At 69.8% G+C, this 17,249-nt stretch carries 18 protein-coding genes; 13 read left to right on the top strand and 5 right to left on the bottom strand.

The window, feature by feature from the left end:
• The first annotated feature begins 194 nt into the window (after window positions 1–194).
• The 6 genes from NYZ98_RS18905 (at window position 195) to NYZ98_RS18880 (ending at window position 3,515) form a co-directional block, all read left to right on the top strand.
• Window positions 195–440, top strand: a complete 246-nt coding sequence (locus tag NYZ98_RS18905; protein ID WP_262844134.1) for a hypothetical protein — start codon at window positions 195–197, stop codon at window positions 438–440.
• A 40-nt stretch (window positions 441–480) separates the two neighbouring features.
• Window positions 481–930, top strand: coding sequence for a DUF6879 family protein (locus NYZ98_RS18900; protein ID WP_262844133.1), 450 nt, complete (start codon window positions 481–483; stop codon window positions 928–930).
• Window positions 931–938: 8 nt separating this feature from the next.
• Window positions 939–1,805, top strand: coding sequence for a DUF5753 domain-containing protein (locus NYZ98_RS18895; protein ID WP_262844132.1), 867 nt, complete (start codon window positions 939–941; stop codon window positions 1,803–1,805).
• 59 nt (window positions 1,806–1,864) lie between these two features.
• Window positions 1,865–2,245 (top strand): hypothetical protein, encoded by a 381-nt coding sequence (locus NYZ98_RS18890; protein ID WP_262844131.1) that lies wholly within the window; start codon window positions 1,865–1,867, stop codon window positions 2,243–2,245.
• 431 nt (window positions 2,246–2,676) lie between these two features.
• Window positions 2,677–3,129, top strand: a complete 453-nt coding sequence (locus tag NYZ98_RS18885) for a hypothetical protein (RefSeq protein ID WP_262844130.1) — start codon at window positions 2,677–2,679, stop codon at window positions 3,127–3,129.
• 134 nt (window positions 3,130–3,263) lie between these two features.
• On the top strand, window positions 3,264–3,515 hold the full coding sequence (locus NYZ98_RS18880) for a ribbon-helix-helix domain-containing protein (protein ID WP_262844129.1): 252 nt from the start codon (window positions 3,264–3,266) through the stop codon (window positions 3,513–3,515).
• A 168-nt stretch (window positions 3,516–3,683) separates the two neighbouring features.
• Here the strand turns inward: NYZ98_RS18880 and NYZ98_RS18875 are convergent, their stop codons facing one another.
• Together NYZ98_RS18875 and NYZ98_RS18870 are read right to left on the bottom strand one after the other, a co-directional pair.
• Window positions 3,684–3,890, bottom strand: coding sequence for a DUF397 domain-containing protein (locus tag NYZ98_RS18875; RefSeq protein WP_262844128.1), 207 nt, complete (start codon window positions 3,888–3,890; stop codon window positions 3,684–3,686).
• Complete coding sequence (locus tag NYZ98_RS18870; protein ID WP_262844127.1) at window positions 3,881–4,717, bottom strand: helix-turn-helix domain-containing protein; 837 nt, start codon at window positions 4,715–4,717, stop codon at window positions 3,881–3,883. The genes NYZ98_RS18875 and NYZ98_RS18870 overlap by 10 nt, the downstream gene beginning before the upstream one ends.
• Before the next feature lie 1,043 nt (window positions 4,718–5,760).
• Between NYZ98_RS18870 and NYZ98_RS18865 the strand changes: the two genes are divergently transcribed.
• The 5 genes from NYZ98_RS18865 to NYZ98_RS18845 all read left to right on the top strand — a co-directional run bounded on the left by NYZ98_RS18865 (window position 5,761) and on the right by NYZ98_RS18845 (window position 11,577).
• Complete coding sequence (locus tag NYZ98_RS18865) at window positions 5,761–7,137, top strand: uracil-xanthine permease family protein (RefSeq protein WP_262844126.1); 1,377 nt, start codon at window positions 5,761–5,763, stop codon at window positions 7,135–7,137.
• Window positions 7,134–8,033: an FAD binding domain-containing protein gene (locus NYZ98_RS18860; protein WP_262844125.1), complete on the top strand. Its 900-nt coding sequence runs from the start codon at window positions 7,134–7,136 to the stop codon at window positions 8,031–8,033. The genes NYZ98_RS18865 and NYZ98_RS18860 overlap by 4 nt, the downstream gene beginning before the upstream one ends.
• Before the next feature lie 24 nt (window positions 8,034–8,057).
• On the top strand, window positions 8,058–8,546 hold the full coding sequence (locus NYZ98_RS18855) for a (2Fe-2S)-binding protein (RefSeq protein WP_262844124.1): 489 nt from the start codon (window positions 8,058–8,060) through the stop codon (window positions 8,544–8,546).
• A complete protein-coding gene (cutA, locus tag NYZ98_RS18850; RefSeq protein ID WP_262844123.1) occupies window positions 8,543–10,933 on the top strand; it encodes an aerobic carbon-monoxide dehydrogenase large subunit in 2,391 nt (796 codons plus the stop codon). Before NYZ98_RS18855 ends, cutA begins: the two co-directional genes overlap by 4 nt.
• Before the next feature lie 206 nt (window positions 10,934–11,139).
• On the top strand, window positions 11,140–11,577 hold the full coding sequence (locus NYZ98_RS18845; RefSeq protein WP_262844122.1) for a peptidase inhibitor family I36 protein: 438 nt from the start codon (window positions 11,140–11,142) through the stop codon (window positions 11,575–11,577).
• Window positions 11,578–11,713: 136 nt separating this feature from the next.
• Here the strand turns inward: NYZ98_RS18845 and cydB are convergent, their stop codons facing one another.
• From cydB to NYZ98_RS18830, 3 genes are all read right to left on the bottom strand, one after another.
• Window positions 11,714–12,718 carry a cytochrome d ubiquinol oxidase subunit II gene (gene cydB, locus NYZ98_RS18840; protein WP_262844121.1) on the bottom strand — a complete coding sequence of 335 codons (1,005 nt, stop codon included), beginning with the start codon at window positions 12,716–12,718 and terminating at the stop codon, window positions 11,714–11,716.
• Window positions 12,719–12,729: 11 nt separating this feature from the next.
• Window positions 12,730–14,217 carry a cytochrome ubiquinol oxidase subunit I gene (locus NYZ98_RS18835; RefSeq protein WP_262844120.1) on the bottom strand — a complete coding sequence of 496 codons (1,488 nt, stop codon included), beginning with the start codon at window positions 14,215–14,217 and terminating at the stop codon, window positions 12,730–12,732.
• Window positions 14,218–14,388: 171 nt separating this feature from the next.
• A complete protein-coding gene (locus tag NYZ98_RS18830) occupies window positions 14,389–15,405 on the bottom strand; it encodes a polysaccharide deacetylase family protein (RefSeq protein WP_262844119.1) in 1,017 nt (338 codons plus the stop codon).
• A 296-nt stretch (window positions 15,406–15,701) separates the two neighbouring features.
• On the opposite strand from NYZ98_RS18830, the gene NYZ98_RS18825 reads away from it, so the two are divergent.
• Together NYZ98_RS18825 and NYZ98_RS18820 are read left to right on the top strand one after the other, a co-directional pair.
• On the top strand, window positions 15,702–16,451 hold the full coding sequence (locus tag NYZ98_RS18825) for a Crp/Fnr family transcriptional regulator (RefSeq protein WP_262844118.1): 750 nt from the start codon (window positions 15,702–15,704) through the stop codon (window positions 16,449–16,451).
• Window positions 16,452–16,509: 58 nt separating this feature from the next.
• Window positions 16,510–17,241, top strand: a complete 732-nt coding sequence (locus NYZ98_RS18820) for a hypothetical protein (protein WP_262844117.1) — start codon at window positions 16,510–16,512, stop codon at window positions 17,239–17,241.
• Window positions 17,242–17,249 lie beyond the last annotated feature (8 nt).

Genomic DNA, 17,249 nt, shown 5'->3' with positions numbered 1-17,249 from the left:
ACCGTGCTAGGACACGGGCCGCCAGTCCGTCCACGCGAACGAAGGTCGCATAGTGGCCGGCGCTGACCTCGACCGCCGTGAAGCACTTCACCATGGGCGGCCTCCATCCTGGGGGTACTTGACTACTCCAGGGCATGCAGTCAGGCTCGGCAAAGTCGCAAGTAGTCGCATACTTAAGGGCCCGGGAGGCCAGCATGGCGCTACGGTTCGTCGGCATCGACCCCAACACCGGCGACGCGAACTGCCCCTCCGTCTGGATCGATGAGCGGGACGGCTCCTTTGTGATCCAAGGGTGGGAGGTTGTAGATCCGGGCGAGCGAGCAGAGATCGCAGCTCGCAGCGCGATCCTGGAGCACGAGAGAATCGTCCGCATCCCGGCTCGCATGAGAGACATTCTGTTGGAGGCGTGCAGTGCCCAACCAGTCGATGACGTTCGCTGACCTCCTTTACGGATGCCGTCGATCTGCCGTGCATCTAGAGATGCGCGATGCCTACACCCCCGATGACACTCAGTTTCTTCGTTGGAAGTCAGACGGCAAGATCGATCCGTCAGAGGACCGCTGGCAACAATGGATGCGCCTGGTGCGGGCGACTGTCGGCCGCGGCGTCCCAATGCGCCGCGCCCGCATCGTGTCTGAGCCCGTGACCGACTTCATCAGGCATGAGTATGACCTGGGTGACGCGGTCAACATCCCTGCTGGTGAGCAACTGCGCTGGCTTCCTCGGAGGCAAGCATCGGACTTGGCGCTGCCGGGTAACGACTTCTGGGTCTTTGACGACCACCTGGTGCGGTTCGGGTACTTCTCCGGTGTGGGTGATTACCTTGGAGATGAGCTGACCGACGATCCCGCAGTGATCCGGTTGTGCCTCGCAGCGTTCGATGCCGTCTGGGAACGGGCAATCGACCACGCGGAGTACCGGCTCACCTGATTCAAGCCATGTCTAGTTCGCCGCCGTCACCCTACGCCAGCGCCCGCCAAGCGAGACAAGACCTCGCACACCGCCTTCGCGAAATGCGCCAGGACGCCGACCTGACGGCCCGCGCCCTCGCGGCGGCGGCCGGATGGCACGAGTCAAAGACATCCCGGATCGAACACGGGCACAAGGCCCCTTCGGACTCCGACATACGGGCCTGGTGTAGGGCGTGCGGGGAAGAGGATCAAATCCCCGACCTGATCGCGGCGGCACGGTCGGCCAGCTCCATGTACGTCGAGTGGCGACGCCGCCACCGGGCAGGGCTCCGGCACATCCAGCAATCGGGCATTCCGCTCTACCAGGCAACTCGCCACTTCCGCGTTTACTGCTCCAACGTGATCCCTGGGCTTCTCCAGACTCCCGGCTATGCCCATGCGATGCTGACCGCCTTCGGCGCATTCCATGGCACGGCTGACGGGCCCGATGACCTTGACAGCGCCGTGTCTGCGCGCATGGAGCGCTCGCGCGTGCTGTTTGAAGGAAGCCGGCGTTTTGCGGTCTTGATAGAGGATTCAGTTTTGTACTACCCGATAGCGGACGCCGAGGTGATGGCCGGTCAGCTTGGGCACCTGCTAGCCCTCATGGCCTTGCCCTCGGTCTCACTCGGAGTGATCCCCCGTACCGCGCCTCGCCAGATGTGGACATGTGAGGCGTTCAACATCTTCGACGACGACCGTGTCTTCGTAGAACTTCTCTCAGCGTCCCTCACGATCACAGCGCCCCACGAAGTGGACATGTACGTCAAGGGGTTCGCCCGCCTGGCAGAGACGGCCGTGTACGGCGCTCCAGCACGGGCGCTGATCACAGCCGCGATCGGGCGGCTGACTTGATTTCGCAAGTTTCCGCACACTCGTAGAGCTTCGGAATCGCCCACTCCTACCTTCGATCCATGGCGACCGGACAGACAGCTACAGACCTCCGACCCGACTGGGTCGAGGACGACGGGATCTCCGAGTCAACAGCGGAAAAACACAATGAAGCACTGGACCTCGTGCAGCGTCTATTGGCAGCGCGGGGAGTCCGGTCTTTCGCGGTCCGCACGATCCGCCTGAAGCTGTCCAGCGAGAGGCCCTCCCGCAGGCTTCAAACGCGCCTCGGCCCCGAACTGGTCGTCCCCGGTGGCGACGGCCAGCCGGTCGCCATGGTCAACGTCGGTGCCCGGTCCGGGTGCTACCTGGTGACCCTGAGAGGTGATCGACCTGGCATGCACACCGTCAACCAGCAGAGCCCGCAGCGGGCGGCTGATCTGATCCTGGCGGCCGACGCGTGACCGCCATCGCCGGGCTGGCCGAGCTGGAGGCTGCATATGGCAAGCGGTGGACTTTCATGGACGGCGCCGGAGGAATCATCGCTCTCCGCATCGGGCGGGTCTCTGAAAGGGCCCAGCGGAGGGGTTTGTCGCACGTGGTGTGCGGCGTTATGGCCGACGATGTGAGGAAGCTGCTTGAGGACCAGTGCCGTATTGAGGGGCTTGTCGCTCCAGCCGTTCCTCAGCAGGTCCGGCGACTCCGCAGCGCCTTATAAACGTCTCGGCAGGCGGGTGAAATCTTCCCTAGCCCCCGTCTGTCGGGGCCGATGCCGGGGAGCCCCCCATTCTGGGAGGCGAGGGGGCTCCCTCGGTTTCGGCACCAGCCGGCGAACGTCCGGCGAGAGCAGGTGATCGGGCACAACCCAATCCGCTAGCGAACACAGGAGGAAGCAGTGACCATCATCACCCAAGACAAAAGCGCGACGGAGGCCACGCGGGACCCGCGCGAGCTGAACGAGCCCGAACTCTTCGCCTGGCCGTTGTTCGAGGGGAGCGGCGAGCCTGTCACACGCGAGGAGATCCCCGCCGCCATCGGAGGGCCTCTTCAACTCGGGCCGCGCTCTGAGAGCTTCGCCGGATCCTTTCTAGAGGTCTCGTGGCCCCTTGATATGGCGAAGCTCCTAGAAAACAGTCCGAGCGGAGCGAGGTCCTTTTTCGATCTTGGTGGAGTGGGGGCGCCGCTGTTCAGGGACCAGGATGGGCAGCGGGATGCTGACGAGGAGTGCGGTCGGGGCCTGTGCATCGTGGCCGTGCTGGCCGACCGCGCCGGCTATCAGGGCTCGCCCCATACAGGCCACCGGCTGTGGGCTTACCTGGCCGCCCCCGTGAGCGAGTCGGATCTTTGAAGCCACCTCGAAAAGGGCCTCGCTCCGCTCGGGCTGTTTTCTGAGAGCTTCGCCGAACCTGGGCTCGTGCGAATGTGCCAACCGGGGGGACGCGCCTGGCCGCCTCGGGACCGTCCTTGAGTTAGCGTCTGCGTATGTCCATGAGGAGGACGAGCGTCTACGCCGATCAGGACGACCTGGCGCTCATCAGGGAAGCGGCCAGGCGCCGTGGAGTCCCGCAGGCGGAGATCATCCGTGTGGGCATTCGCCTCGCCGCCATGGCCGGCCGTGTCTGGGACGACGAACCCTTCGCCTGGCCGTCGTTCGAGGGGAGCGGCGAGCCTGTCACACGCGAGGAGATCCCCGCCGCCATCGAAGGGCCTCACTCCGTTCGGGCCGTGCGCTGAGGGCTTCGCCGGATCCTTGCCGGCGGTCTCGTAGTCGCCTTGATACGGCGAAGCTCCTAGAAACAGTCCGAGCGGAGCGAGGCCCTTGAACACCACAGTTTTAGGCCCAGGACTCTAGGTCCTCATCGAATTCCCGGTCACCCGCTGCAGGGGTGAATACCCGACAAGTCAGGACAGATTGCTGAAGCTGTCTGCCTTGACGCCGATGACGAAGGATCGCCACTCGGAGGGACCGAAAATAAGGTTAGGTCCATCCGGAATCTTGCTGTCACGTACCGCGACCACGCCGGGAAGATTGACCGCGATTTCGACGCACTGCCCACCGTTGTCGGAGGAGTGTGACGACTTCCGCCACACGGCGGTGCTCAGGTCCATTCCCGTCTCACTTCCTCGATCATTCTCAGGGATACATGCTCAGGATAGGCCCACGCCCTCACGGATTCGTATCGGTTTCGGATGGAAAATACGAATTCATGTTCGCTTGTTATCTGCCCCTGGACCGGTGAGTCCGCATGGATCACGTCTGGCTGCCCGTTCGGAAGCTCGGCAATCATGAAGGCCCCGGCCATCCCCGCCAGACAGTCGGGATCGACGACCTGAATGGTCACGGCAGGTCGTTCGGCGACTTCGAGCAGATAGCCGAGTTGCTCCCTCATCGTCTCTGCCCCGCCTACCCGGCGGCGTAGTACGCCCGCGTCGATCAGGACAAGGACCAGAGGAGGGTCTTGTACGTCCAAGATCCTTCGGCGCCTTATGCGGGCCTCGACCCGCTTTTCCACCTCCTCGGGGACCGCTCTCGGGCCGCGACTGAACAACTGTCGCGCGTATGCCTCGGTCTGGAGGAGGCCGGGGACCAGGAGGGGGTCCCAGGAGCGGAGGACGAGGGCCGTGGGCTCGATCTCTTCGGCCCAGCCCTCGAACCAGATAGGGCCGCTCGGGCGGGCGACGATGCGGCGGCGCAGTCCCGCGAAGTAGGTGCCGCCGTCTGCGCGGTCCCCGCCGAACAGCCGGTCCAGCCGCTCGGCGTCGGATCTCGACGGCGTCCTGGTGGCGGCCTCCAGGCGGCTCACCTGGGTCTGTGTGCATCCCAGGCGGGTGGCCACGGCGGCCTGTGACAGCTGAGCGGCCTCGCGCAGGCGGCGCATCTCGGTGCCGAACAGCACGCGAGGGGACCCGGGGTCGGGGAATTGCTCCACGGTCATGGCGATCCTCTCGAAATAGAGAAAATCGGGCTTTTTATCTTGGGTGGCGATTCCGGTCCGAGGTTTGATTAAACCGGCCGCCGGTTTAACCGGTCATCTTCTGGGCCGCCGATCAGGCCTGGAATCACCGGTCGTGAAGGCAATCTAAGCACACGCCATGTTTATCCGGCAGGGCGGAAAAGAAAAGTGATTTGGCTTCTGTGAGTGAGGGGCGGGACGAGTGAAAAGGGATCGAGGGGGTCACGTCCGGCGGCCCGGGCCGACCGGGCTGCGGCAGTGCGGCGAGGCGCCCGGCTCGGAGGCGTGGATCGGGGACTTACCCGGCGGGCTCTTGAAGCACCTCGAAAAGGGCCTCGCTCCGTTCGGGCCGTGCTCTGAGGGCTTCGCCGGATCCTTGCCGGCGGTCTCGTGGCCGCCTTGATAGGGCGAAGCTCCAAGAAAACAGTCCGAGCGGAGCGAGGCCCTTTGTCTTGCGCGGCGAGGTGGTGGAGCCAGCCGGTGAGCTGGTTGAGTTCGGCGTAGGCGCGGGTGAGGCGGTCGCGCCTGGTGCCAGGGTCTCCCGGCGCTGGAGGTCGTGACGCCTCTTGAGGCCACCGCGAAAGGGCCTCGCTACGCTCGGGCGGTTTTCTGAGAGCTTCGCCGGGATCCTTGCCGGCGGTCTCGCGGCCGCCTTGATACGGCGAAGCTCCGAGAAAACAGTCCGAGCGGAGCGAGGCCCTTATTTCCTGGTGGCGTTGACTCCCGCTCCCTGGACCGGCTGTCGTTTGAGGGGAGTGGCGAGCCCGCGCCGAGATCGTGGCAGGTGTTTCCGCACGTGCCCTGACAGGGCGACGGTCCGAGGGGAGCGAGGGCCCTGTTCACTGCCTGTGGTGGGGGGCGGTGCGCAAGAGGAGTGCGGGTCGGTCGGGTACGTTTGGCAGTTCCCTACCATGTGGACCACGGTTCACGGGTCTAATGTGCCCGGCAAGTACGAAGTGCGATATGCCGCGGAGGTCCGCCTGCGGGGTGGCCACCGACCCCCGGCCCGGTAAGAAAGGGCTCTCATGGCCTTCGGATGGAAGTTGCACGGCGACGGGCGCTCATTGGCTCCCGGGGAGGTGGTCAAGCCCGACGAGCGGCTGAGCTGGCCACGCATGGTCGGATTCGGCGCGCAACACGTCATCGCGATGTTCGGAGCGACGTTCGTGTTCCCCGTGGTGATGGGACTGAATCCCAACCTTGCGATCATGATGTCGGGAGTCGCCACGATCCTGTTCCTGCTGATCGTGCAGGGCAAGATCCCGAGCTACCTCGGTACGTCGGCGTCTTTCGTAGGAGCGGTGGCGGCCATCAACGCCGCCGGAGGTGGCAGTGGGACCGTCACCGGCGCGATCCTGGTCGCCGGGGCGGTGCTCGCGCTCTGCGGCGTCGCGATTCACTATCTTGGTATCCAGATCATCCACAAGATCTTTCCCCCGGTGGTGACGGGGGCGGTCGTCATGCTGATCGGTTTCGGCCTCGCCTACGTCGTGGCCGACTTCTACTGGTGGCACGACCCGTGGATCGCGTTGATCACCATGGTCGTCACCGGCGTGATCATCGTCGCCTTCAAGGGGTTCATCGGCCGCATCGGCATCCTGCTCGGTCTTGTCATCGGATTCCTGCTGTCCATCGGGGCAGACAAGATCATCGGAAACATCACGGCACATGATCCACTCTCCGGGCAGAACGTCACCGGCCCTCGGGTGAACTTCCAGTCGGTCTCGGATGCCGACCTGTTCGGGTGGCCGGCGATGCATCCTCCGCAGTTCGCCATGTCGGCCATCGTGCTGGTGCTCCCCGCCGTCATCGCCCTGATCGCCGAGAACGTCGGGCACGTCAAGGCAGTCGGTGAGATGACCGGAGTCGATGTCGACCCCCTGATCGGCCGCGCGATCTTCGCGGACGGCCTCGGAACGGTCGTGGCGAGCGCGACGGGCGGCTCTCCCACCACCACCTACGCGGAGAACATCGGGGTCATGGCCGCGACGCGGGTCTATTCGACGGCCGCTTATTACATCGCGGCCGTCGTGGCCATCGGGTTCGGCCTGGTGCCGAAGTTCGGCGCGCTGGTGGCGGCCACGCCAAGTGGCGTGCTCGGTGGCATCACCGTCATCCTGTACGGCATGATCGGCCTGCTGGGTGCGAAGATCTGGATCGAGAACCGGGTCGACTTCTCCGACCCGGTGAACATGGTGCCGATCGGAGCGGGCATCATCCTGGCCATCGGCCCGGTGTCGCACCAGATCACCAAGGACTTCTCGCTGGCCGGCATCGCGCTCGGCACGATCGTCGTGCTCGGCGGGTACCACCTGCTGCGCGCGATATCCGGGCGCACACCGGCCGGCGGCGACTCCGGGGCGTCGCCCGCCCTGGCGGAAGGGAGCGGCAGCGGCACGTGAAGCCCTCGGCGTTCGACTACCACGCGCCCCGCACCCTCGGCGAGACCCTTGAGGTCCTCGCCGGGGCGGGGCCGCACGGCAAGGTGCTGGCCGGCGGCCAGAGCCTGATCCCCCTGCTCAACATGCGCCTGGCCGCGCCGTCCCACCTGGTCGACATCAACCGGGTCACGTCCCTGGACACCATCGCGGTGCGGGACGGCGGCGTCCGGGTCGGCGCGCTGGCCAGGCACGCGGCCGTCGAGCGTTCCGCGGCCGTCGCGCGGGCCCAGCCGCTGCTCGGCGCCGCGCTCAGGCTGGTGGCCCACCCGGTGATCCGCAACCGCGGCACCGTGGTCGGCAGCCTCGTGCACGCCGACCCCTCGGCCGAGCTGCCCGCCGTGCTGACCGTCCTCGACGGGTCGGTGCGGCTGGCGCGGCACGGCGGCGGGGAGCGTGACGTGCCGGCGGGCGAGTTCTTCACCGGCCCGCTGGAGTCGGCCACCGAGCCCGGCGAGCTGGCGGTGTCCGCGTTCTTCCCCGCACTGCCCGCCCGCGCGGGCAGCGCCTTCTGCGAGGTGGCGCGCCGGCACGGCGACTACGCGATGGCGGGCGCCGCCGCCGTGGTCGTCCTCGACGAGGACCTGCGCATCGCCTCGGCCCGGGTGGCCTGCGTGAGCGCGGGACCGGTCCCCGTCCTGCTCGACATGTCCGAGGTGTGCGCCCACCGGCCGGCCGCCTCCGACGACTGGGACGCGGTCGCGCGCGCCGTGCGGGACCTGATCGACCCCGAGGGGGACATCCACGCGACGGCCGGGTACCGGCGGCACCTCACCGGGGTGCTGGCCGCGCGGGCGCTGCGGATCGCCGCCCAGGAGGCCACCGAAGATCGGGACGACGCAACGGGAGGCCCGCGGTGAGTGAAGACGGACGGGAGGCCCGCGGTGAGTGAGGCCCTGCACGAGATCACGCTTACGGTCAACGGCGTCGTGCGCGAGGCGAAGGTCCCCGGACGGCGGCTGCTGTCGGACTGCCTGCGCCACGAGCTCGGCCTGACCGGCACCCACGTCGGCTGCGAGCACGGCGTCTGCGGCTGCTGCACGGTCCTGCTGGACGGTGACCCCGTGCGGTCGTGCCTGACCTTCGCCGTCTCGGTGGACGGGCACGAGATCACCACCGTCGAGGGGCTGAGCGGGCCCGGCGGGGAGCTGTCGCCGGTGCAGCGGGCGTTCTCCGAATGCCACGCGCTGCAGTGCGGCTTCTGCACCCCGGGGTTCCTGTGCACGGTGACCGCGCTGCTGCGCGACAACCCGGCGCCCACCGAGGACGAGGTGGTCGAGGGCATCTCGGGCAACCTGTGCCGCTGCACCGGCTACCAGAACATCGTCAAGGCGGTCCACCGCGCGGCCGAGCTGATGGGTGATGAGGCGTGACGACGAAGCTGTTCGGCGAGCGGGTCCAGCGCAGGGAGGACCTGCGGCTGATCACCGGCCAGGGGCGGTACGTCGACGACCTCGGGCGGGACGCGCTCGCCGCCGCGTTCGTCCGGTCGCCGCACGCGCACGCCCGCATCCGCGACATCGACGTGTCGGCCGCCGTGGACGTGGACGGCCTGGTCGCGATCTACACCTGGGAGGACCTGCCCGAAAGGGTGCGCGACCCGCTGCCGCTGCTCATCCCGCACCCGGCGCTGACCCACGGGCGCACGGCCTACCCGCTCGCCAGGGACATCGTGCGGCACGTCGGGGAGCCGGTGGTCATGGTCGTCGCGCGCGACCGCTACCTGGCCGAGGACGCCGCCGCGCTCATCGAGGTCGACTACGAGTTCCTCAAGCCGGTCGTCGGCATCGAGGAGGCGGCGCAGGGCGCCCACCTCGTCCACGAGGACGTGCCGGGCAACCTCGGCGCCCACCTCGTCCAGGAGGTCCCCTCGGCGAGCGGCGCCGGGGCGCGCGAAGCCATCGAGGCGGCGCCGCACACCCTGGCGTTCCGGCTCGACTTCGAGCGCAGCGCCTCCATGCCGCTGGAGGGGCGCGGCGTGTACGCCCGCTGGGACCCCGACGACCGGTCGCTGCGCGTCTACTCCTCCACGCAGACCTCGACCAGCGTCCGCATGGCGGTCGCGGCGAAGCTGGGCCTGCCGCTGCCGTCGGTGGAGGTCATCGCGCCCGACGTGGGCGGCGGCTTCGGCGTGAAGATCGTGCACCCGTGGCCGGAGGAGGTGCTGGTCCCGTGGGCGGCGATGCTGCTCGGCCGGGAGGTCAAGTGGACCGAGGACCGGCGCGAGCACTTCATCTCCTCGGCCCACGAGCGGGGCCAGGTGCAGCACGTTCGGGTCGGCTTCGACGGCGAGGGCCGGATCCTCGGCCTGGACGTCACGATCCTGCACGACCACGGCGCCTACACCCCGTACGGCATCATCGTGCCGATCATCACCGCCACCCAGCTTCTCGGGCCGTACCGCATCGGCGCCTACCGGGTGGAGTTCTCCTCGATCTACACCAACACCGTGCAGGTCACCCCCTATCGCGGCGCAGGGCGCCCGCAGGGCGTGTTCTGCATGGAGCGCACGATGGACCGCATCGCCGCCCACCTCGGCCTCGACCGGGCGGACGTGCGCGCGGCCAACTTCATCCAGCCAGGCGACTTCCCCTACGACCAGGGGCTGATCTTCCAGGACGGCCGCCCGCTCATCTACGACAGCGGCGACTACCCCGAGTCGCTCCGGATGATCAAAGAGCTGATCGGCTGGGACGGTTTCGCGGCGCTCAAGGCGGAGGCGGCGGCCGAGGGGCGCACGATCGGCATCGGGCTCGGCTGCTACGTCGAAGGCACCGGCGTCGGCCCGTACGAGGGCGGCCACGTGCAGGTGACCTCCGACGGCCGGGTGCACGTCTCCACCGGCCTGACCTCGCAGGGGCAGGGCCACGAGACCGTCTTCGCGCAGATCGCCGCCACCGAGCTGGGGGTGCCGCTGGACCGGGTCTCGGTGGTGACGGGCGACACCCGCCGCTTCGGGTACGCCGTCGGCACGTTCGCCTCGCGGGCCGCGGTGATGAGCGGCAACGCCATCGCCCTGGCGTGCCGCAAGGTGCGCGACAAGGCGCTGCGCATCGCCGCCGAGGCGCTGGAGGCCGACCCCCGCGACCTGGAGATCGAGGACGGGATGGTCCGCGTGGCCGGGAACCCCGGTGCCTCGATCGCGCTGGCGACGGTGGCCGTGCTGTCCAACCCGCTGCGGTACGCCTTCGACGAGGAGGCCAAGCGGGCCACGCAGTTCTCCGGTGCCGCCTCGATGGACCGGCCGCCGGTGGCGGAGGGGGAGGAGCCGGGGCTGGAGGGCCGCGACTACTACTCGCCGGTGCGCTCGACGTTCGCCTCCGGCATGCACGCGGCCATCGTCGAGACCGACCCCGACACCGCGGAGATCAAGATCCTGCGGTACGCGGTCGTGCACGACTGCGGCCGGCTGATCAACCCGATGATCGTCGAGGGGCAGATCCACGGGGGGGTGGCGCAGGGCGTCGGCGGCGCGCTGTACGAGCGCATGGTCTACGACGCGCACGGGCAGCTGCTGAACGCCTCGTTCATGGACTTCCTGATGCCGTACGCGACGGAGGTCCCGTTCATCGAGACCGCGCACCTGGAGACGCCTTCCCCGCTGAACCCGCTGGGGATCAAGGGAGCGGGCGAGGCCGGGGTCATCCCGGTGTCCGCCGTCATCGCCGCCGCGATCGAGGACGCCGAGGGCATCACCATCGACCGGATGCCGATTTCTCCCTCTGAGCTGCACGAACTGCGGGGACGCGCGACGTCCTGACATGTCCGGCCACGTGCGCGTCCGGCGGTGGTGACGCCGCCATAGCTGTCCGCTGGGCTGGAGTTCCCCTACTTTGCCGCCGCATCGCTATGACCAGAAGGATTCATTACTCTTCGTGCTCGGACTGCTACATTGCGTGACTGGAACGGCCGGTGATCTCCCCCCGGGCAGGGCACCGGCATCACCGGAAACGAGGAGGAATCCGAGTGCGGGAAAAGACACGTGGAGCACGTCTCGCCGCGGCGGCGGGCGCCATCGCGGTCGCGATGGCCGCCTTCGCCGCCCCGGCCCCCGCGGAGGCGGCGCCGTCCGGCGCCGGCTCCCAGCGGTCGGCGGCGCGGCAGTCGGAGGGCGGTCGGCCGGCGGCCCTGCGGCGCGCGGCCGAGCAGTGCGGGGCCGGAGAGATCTGCTTCTGGCGCGACCGTGACTTCGCCGGCGTGCCGTGGCGCTGGATGCCGTCCAACGGCTACCGCGACATGCCGGCGAACCTTCACGACCACGTCTACTCCTTCTACGCGAACGCCCCCGGCTGCTTCATCGACTGGGACCCGCTGGAGCGCCGCGGGGTGAACTCCGGCGACTACGCCAAGGCCTACGACACCAACTTCGGCCGCAGGATCGACGCGGTGGCCCCGAACTGCTGACCACCGGGCGGGGGGGGGGGGGGCGCCGCCCCCCCCCCCCCCCCCGCCGCGCTCCCTCGCCGGCCCGAGGCGCGCGCCCGCCGCGCTCCCTCGCCGGCCCGAGGCGCGCGCCCTTCCGTGGCGGGCCGAGGGCGTCTCAGACCGTGACGCGCTTACGGAACACCCAGTACGTCCAGCCCTGGTAGGCCAGCACGAACGGCAGGGCGACCAGCCCGATCCAGGTCAGGACGCCGAGCGTGTACGGGCCCGAGGCGGCCTCGGCCAGGGTCAGGCCGGGGAGCGGCGCCCGCCACAGTGTGCCGAACAGCGCGACGGTGGCCAGCACGATGGACGCGGCGGTCGCGGTGAACGCCCACCCCTCGCGGCGGCGCCAGATCAGCGCCACGGCGGCGGCCAGGGCGAGCATCGCGGCCAGGGCCGCCGCCCACGGCAGCGGGTGCGCGGTCCAGCCCGCGAGCGCCTCCCCGGCCCCGCCACCCGGCGCGAGCGCCGCGCCCGCCGCCTCGGACGTGCGCGCCGACGTGGACGTGCCCGCCGTCCCGGCCGAGGGGAGGGCGGGGAGCGAGATGGCGGCGAGCGGGAGCAGGACGGCCGAGGCGCCGAGCGCGGCGCGGCGCGCCCTGTCCCGAAGCGGCCCCGCGGTCTTCAGCGCGACGAACACCGCGCCGTGCAGCATGGCGAGGGCCAGCGAGAACGCCCCGCCGAGCGCGGTCGCGGCGACCGTACCGTACAGCAGGTTCCCGAAGATGGCCCCCCACAGGAACGCGGTCAGCCCGCTGCCGGCCACGATGCCCGCGTCGCACAGCGCACGCTCGCGCGCCTCGACCTTGCCGCGCCACTCCAGCGACACGCCGCGCACGATGAGCGCGACGAGCACCGCCACCAGCGGCAGGTAGAAGCCGCTGAGCAGCCCGGAGTACCAGACGGGGAACGCCGCGAACATGGCGCCGACGGCGGTGATCAGCCAGACCTCGTTGCCGTCCCAGACCGGGCCGATCGTCGCGAGCATCTGCTTGCGTTCGCCCTCGTCCCGCGACAGCAGCGGCAGCAGCGCGCCCACGCCGAAGTCGAAGCCTTCGAGCACGAAGTAGCCGGTCCACAGGAAGGCGACGACCACGTACCAGACGGTGGTCAGCTCCATGGCGGGGTCTCCTAGTACATCAGGGTCGGTTCGAGCCGGGCGGCACCCGCGCCGGCGTCGTCGGGCAGATGGGGATCGGCGGCCGGCGCCATGGGCTCGGGCCCGGCCTTGACGTGCCGGATCAGCAGCCGGGCCTCGGCTAGCGCGAGCGCGCCGTACAGGACCGTGAAGATCGACAGGGAGACGGCCACCTCGGTCAGGCTGACCCCGGGCGACACGCTCGCCGCCGTGAACAGCTCGCCCTGGACGGTCCAGGGCTGCCGCCCGATCTCGCTGAGCAGCCATCCGGCGACCATGGCCAGGACGGGCAGCGGGAGCGCGAGCAGGCCCGCCCGGGCGAACAGGTCAGGGACCGCGCGGCGGCGCCGGGTCAGCCAGAGCCCGAGTACCGAGAGCGCGACCGTGCCGAGGCCGAAGCCGATCATGACCCGGAAGGACCAGAAGACGACCGGGACGTTCGGCCGGTAGTCGCCGGGGCCGAACACCCGCTCGTACCGCCGCTGGATGTCGTCCATGCCCTGGACCGGCGCGCCGGGGTCGTGCGCGGCCAGCAGGCTGAGCACCTTGGGCACCTGGAGGCCGGGCACCACGGAGAACGGCGCGCCCCGCTGGTCGTGCCGCAGCCCTTCGGCGGCGGCCAGCTTCATCGGCTGCTGCTCGTGCAGCAGCCGCCCGGAGGTGTCGCCGGTGCCGGCCGCCACCGCCCCGGCGATGGCCGTCATGACCAGGGCGGCCCGCAGGCTCGTCCGCCACAGGGCGGGCCCGGCGGAGGCGCGGCTCGGCTCGGCGGGGACGTGGCCAGGCTCAGCGGATACGCCGCCAGGCTCGGCGGAAGCGCCGGCGGCGTCCGTCCCGGCCGCCTCACCGCCGGAGCGGCGCTCGCGCAGGATCCGGTAGCCGCTGACCGCGATCACGAACCCGCCCGCCACGATGAACGCCGAGGCGATCACGTGGGGGACCTGCGCGAGCGCCGTCGAGTTGGTCAGCACGGCCCATATGTCGGTCATCCGGGCCCGGCCGCCGACCACCTCGTAGCCCACCGGGTGCTTCATCCAGGCGTTCGCGGCGAGGATGAAGTACGCCGACAGGTTGGACCCGAGGACGGCGGCCCAGATGCACGCCAGGTGGATCCGCTTGGGCAGCCGGTCCCAGCCGAAGATCCACAGACCGAGGAACGTGGACTCCAGGAAGAACGCGAGCAGGGCCTCCAGCGCCAGCGGGGCCCCGAACACGTCGCCGACGAACGTCGAGTACTCACTCCAGTTCATCCCGAACTGGAACTCCTGGACGAGCCCGGTGACCACTCCCATGGCGAAGTTGATCAGGAAGAGCTTCCCGAAGAACTTGGTCAGCCGGAGGTAGTGCTCCTTGCCCGTGCGGTGCCAGGCGGTCTGCAGCCCGGCGACGAACACGCCGAGGCCGATCGTCAGGGGTACGAAGAGAAAGTGGTACACGGTGGTGACCCCGAACTGCCACCGTGCCAGATCCAACGCGTCCATGGTCCCCTCACGGATCAGGAGCTCTACAGGCTGTAGTTCTACTTCTAGTAGTACTACAAGCTGTAGAGCAAAAGGGCGGGAAGGTGCCGCGGGTCCTGCGATCTTCGTCACACCCCTGCGCACGGGTCCGGCGGCACGTCCCATGGTCGGCCACCGGTCACGCCCGGCGCGTCACCCCACGGGCTGATCGCGCGCTACGCCGCCCGGGGGAGCCGGGGCACGCACGCCCATCGCCTGGAGGTAGGCGCTCAGGTCGCCGAGCTCGAAACCGCGGCGCTCGATCTTGTCGAGCAGGATCCTGAAGTCCCTGGCCAGGTGGGCGCGGAAGTGCATCAGCAGGATGTCGCCGGGGTGCAGCCGCTTGTCGGGCGTCTGGTAGGAGATCTTCCCGCCCGGCTGCACGCTGGCCGTCCACAGGACCACCGCCGACTGGCCGCACGCCTTGGCGGCGCGCACCGTCATGGCCCCGTAGCTGCCGAACGGCGGCCGGAACAGCGTGGGACGGCGGCCGGTCTCCCTTGCGATGACCTTGGCGGAACCGCAGATCTCGGCCTTCTGGCCCGCGTAGCCGAGCCGCCACAGGTCCGGGTGGGTCAGCGTGTGGTCCTCGATCGGCACCCCGAGGTCGCGCAGCTCGCGGAAGTAGGCCCACTTGCCGGCCCCCACGTAGTGCCCGCCGGCGGCCGAGGCGTCGGGCACGCCCCTGGCCTCCACCGCGTCGCGCATCGCGAACACCGTGATCGGCACCCGGCGTTCCCTGACCAGCTCGACGAACCCGGGGTCCTGCTCCCAGCCGTCGTCGATGGTGAGGAACACGACCTTGCGCCTGGTCGGCACGGCCGTGACCACCGGCGGCCCGTCGCCCTGTCCGCGCAGGCGGCGCACCTCGCCTGGCCGGGGGAGCGCGGCCTGCGGCGTGGCGGGCGAGGCCACGCCCGCCGAGGGAACCGGACGCGGGGAGACCCCGGGGGTCGCGCCGGTCGTGGCGGTGGCCATGGGGACGCTCGCGCCCGGCGTGGGCGCGGTCGCGCCGATCGCGGGGGCGGTGGGCGCGAGGGGGGAGGACGATGCCGCCGGGCGCGGTGCCGCCGCGTCCGGTGCGGCGGGCGGGACGACGACGCTCGCCGGACAAATCACGATAAGTCCGCATCCGATCGCGACGTGTAACGCCTTTCGCCCCCAGGTCATGGTCCGCCATCCTCCCACCGCGATGATCCCTTGCCGTACATCGGCGGTCCCCGGCCGCTCACGGCCCCTCCTTGCCGCAAGGACGCCGCAAGGACCGGCTCCCATAGTTGAAATCAGAACAGATCAACACTGCCCGGATCGTGCCCGGAAACGGCCGCCCTCCGGGCGGAACGGCCGTCACCTCTGCGGATCGGCGCGGAGGTGGCCGCCGGCCCTGTCGTACCGCCCGGGCGGGGGTCCGGGCTTCAACCATCCGGCCCCGCACGGCCGGCCATCGACCACCAGGGAGGACGACCATGACCGGCCCCGAACCCAGGCGGCGCCGTGTGATCCGCAAGGTAGGGAACTGGCCCCGGGGGAGCCTGCTCGGGGGCCTGAGCGAGGGAGCCAGGGAAGAGATGCTCGGGCTGGGGCGCCCGAGGCAGTTCACGGCGGGCGAGACGATGATCCTCGAGGGCGACCGGTCGACCGACGTCTTCCTGCTCGTGGACGCCTGCGTCAAGGTGACCGCCAACACCGAGAGCGGCAAGGTCGCCCTGCTCGGGATCCGCGTCGGCGGGGACCTCGTCGGGGAGTTCGCGGCCCTGGACGGGCAGCCGAGGGCGGCCACCGTCACCGCCGCCGGCCCGTGCCTGGCGCAGCTCATCTCCCAGGACGCCTTCGTGTCGATGCTCAGGCGCTGCCCCGAGGTCTCGCTGGCCGTCAACCGGGCGGTGGTCAACAAGGTGCGGTGGACCACCCGCCGCCGCGTCGAGTACGGCACCTTCTCCACCCTCACGCGCCTGGCCCGCGTCATCGTCGAGCTGGCGTGGACGTACGGCGAGCCGGTGCGCGAGGGCGTCATGATCGGGGTGGCCTTCACCCAGCCGGAGCTCGCGGCGCTGGTGGGCGCCGCCGACCCGACCGTGCACAAGGCGCTCACCGTCCTGCGCAGGGCCGGCGTGCTCGGCACCGGCTACCGCCGCATCGTCGTCCACGACATCCGCAGGCTGCAGACTTTCGCCGGACTTGGCGACAACCCGTTGGATTATGAGGTTCCGGCGTGACCGGGGCGGGACGCTGTGGAGATTCCGGCACCCCCGCCTCGCCCGAAGGAGACGAACGGTGAACGACCTGAGCGGAGAAGTCCGTCGCCTGTGCATCGCCCTGGACGTGGACAAGTACGACACGCGTTCCGGCGCCGAGCAGCGGGAGATCCAGCGCCGGCTCGCCGAGGTGATCGCCGAGGCGGGCAGGGAGGCGGGGCTGGACCGGCTCTACGCCGCCGAGCACGGCACCCCCGTCCAGGAGGGGACCGCCACCGTCATGTTCCGCCAGGAGCAGCGCGACGGGCTGCTGCTCCTGCTGCCTTCGGGGGTGAGCGAGGCGCGGGTCATCGCCGGGTTCGTCGGCGAGCTGCGCGTCGCCCTGCGCAAGCACAACCGCCACCTCGGCGCGGACGCCGCCGAGCGGCTGCGGCTGCGCGTCGCGTTCCACCAGGGCCCGACGTGGGTGGGGGACGGCGGGTTCGCCGGCCGGGCGGTGACCATGGTCTGCCGGCTGCGCGACAGCGACGAGCTGGGGGCGGCGCTGGCCCGCGACCCCGGCGCCGACCTGGCCGTCATCGTGTCCGCGCAGCTCTTCGAGGACGTGATCGAGCACGAGTACCGCGACCTGAGGAAGCACATGTTCCACCACGTCAGGGTGCGTTCGAGCGACGTCGCCACCGACGCGTGGATCAGCGTCCCGGACTCGGCGCCCGCGCTGGACCTCCCGCACCCCGCCCGCCCCGTCCTCGCGCCGCCCCGCGAGCGGGCCGGCCGGTTCGGGCCCATCGTCAACATCGACGAGTACTGACGGAAGCG

This window comes from Sphaerisporangium corydalis (genome assembly GCF_025506355.1).
Taxonomy (GTDB): Bacteria; Actinomycetota; Actinomycetes; order Streptosporangiales; family Streptosporangiaceae; genus Sphaerisporangium; species Sphaerisporangium corydalis.
Note: the sequence above shows the minus strand (reverse complement) of the source record. Positions and strands in the feature narration are given on the sequence as shown.

Excerpts from the sequence above, each read along its gene's own strand:
- cydB (WP_262844121.1), bottom strand. The coding sequence starts at position 12,718 with ATGGAGCTGACCACCGTCTGGTACGTGGTCGTCGCCTTCCTGTGGACC.
- NYZ98_RS18890 (WP_262844131.1), top strand. The coding sequence starts at position 1,865 with ATGGCGACCGGACAGACAGCTACAGACCTCCGACCCGACTGGGTCGAG.
- NYZ98_RS18865 (WP_262844126.1), top strand. The coding sequence starts at position 5,761 with ATGGCCTTCGGATGGAAGTTGCACGGCGACGGGCGCTCATTGGCTCCC.
- NYZ98_RS18880 (WP_262844129.1), top strand. The coding sequence starts at position 3,264 with ATGTCCATGAGGAGGACGAGCGTCTACGCCGATCAGGACGACCTGGCG.
- NYZ98_RS18900 (WP_262844133.1), top strand. The coding sequence starts at position 481 with ATGCGCGATGCCTACACCCCCGATGACACTCAGTTTCTTCGTTGGAAG.
- NYZ98_RS18875 (WP_262844128.1), bottom strand. The coding sequence starts at position 3,890 with ATGGACCTGAGCACCGCCGTGTGGCGGAAGTCGTCACACTCCTCCGAC.
- NYZ98_RS18835 (WP_262844120.1), bottom strand. The coding sequence starts at position 14,217 with ATGGACGCGTTGGATCTGGCACGGTGGCAGTTCGGGGTCACCACCGTG.
- NYZ98_RS18870 (WP_262844127.1), bottom strand. The coding sequence starts at position 4,717 with ATGACCGTGGAGCAATTCCCCGACCCCGGGTCCCCTCGCGTGCTGTTC.
- NYZ98_RS18895 (WP_262844132.1), top strand. The coding sequence starts at position 939 with ATGTCTAGTTCGCCGCCGTCACCCTACGCCAGCGCCCGCCAAGCGAGA.
- NYZ98_RS18825 (WP_262844118.1), top strand. The coding sequence starts at position 15,702 with ATGACCGGCCCCGAACCCAGGCGGCGCCGTGTGATCCGCAAGGTAGGG.
- NYZ98_RS18905 (WP_262844134.1), top strand. The coding sequence starts at position 195 with ATGGCGCTACGGTTCGTCGGCATCGACCCCAACACCGGCGACGCGAAC.
- NYZ98_RS18830 (WP_262844119.1), bottom strand. The coding sequence starts at position 15,405 with ATGACCTGGGGGCGAAAGGCGTTACACGTCGCGATCGGATGCGGACTT.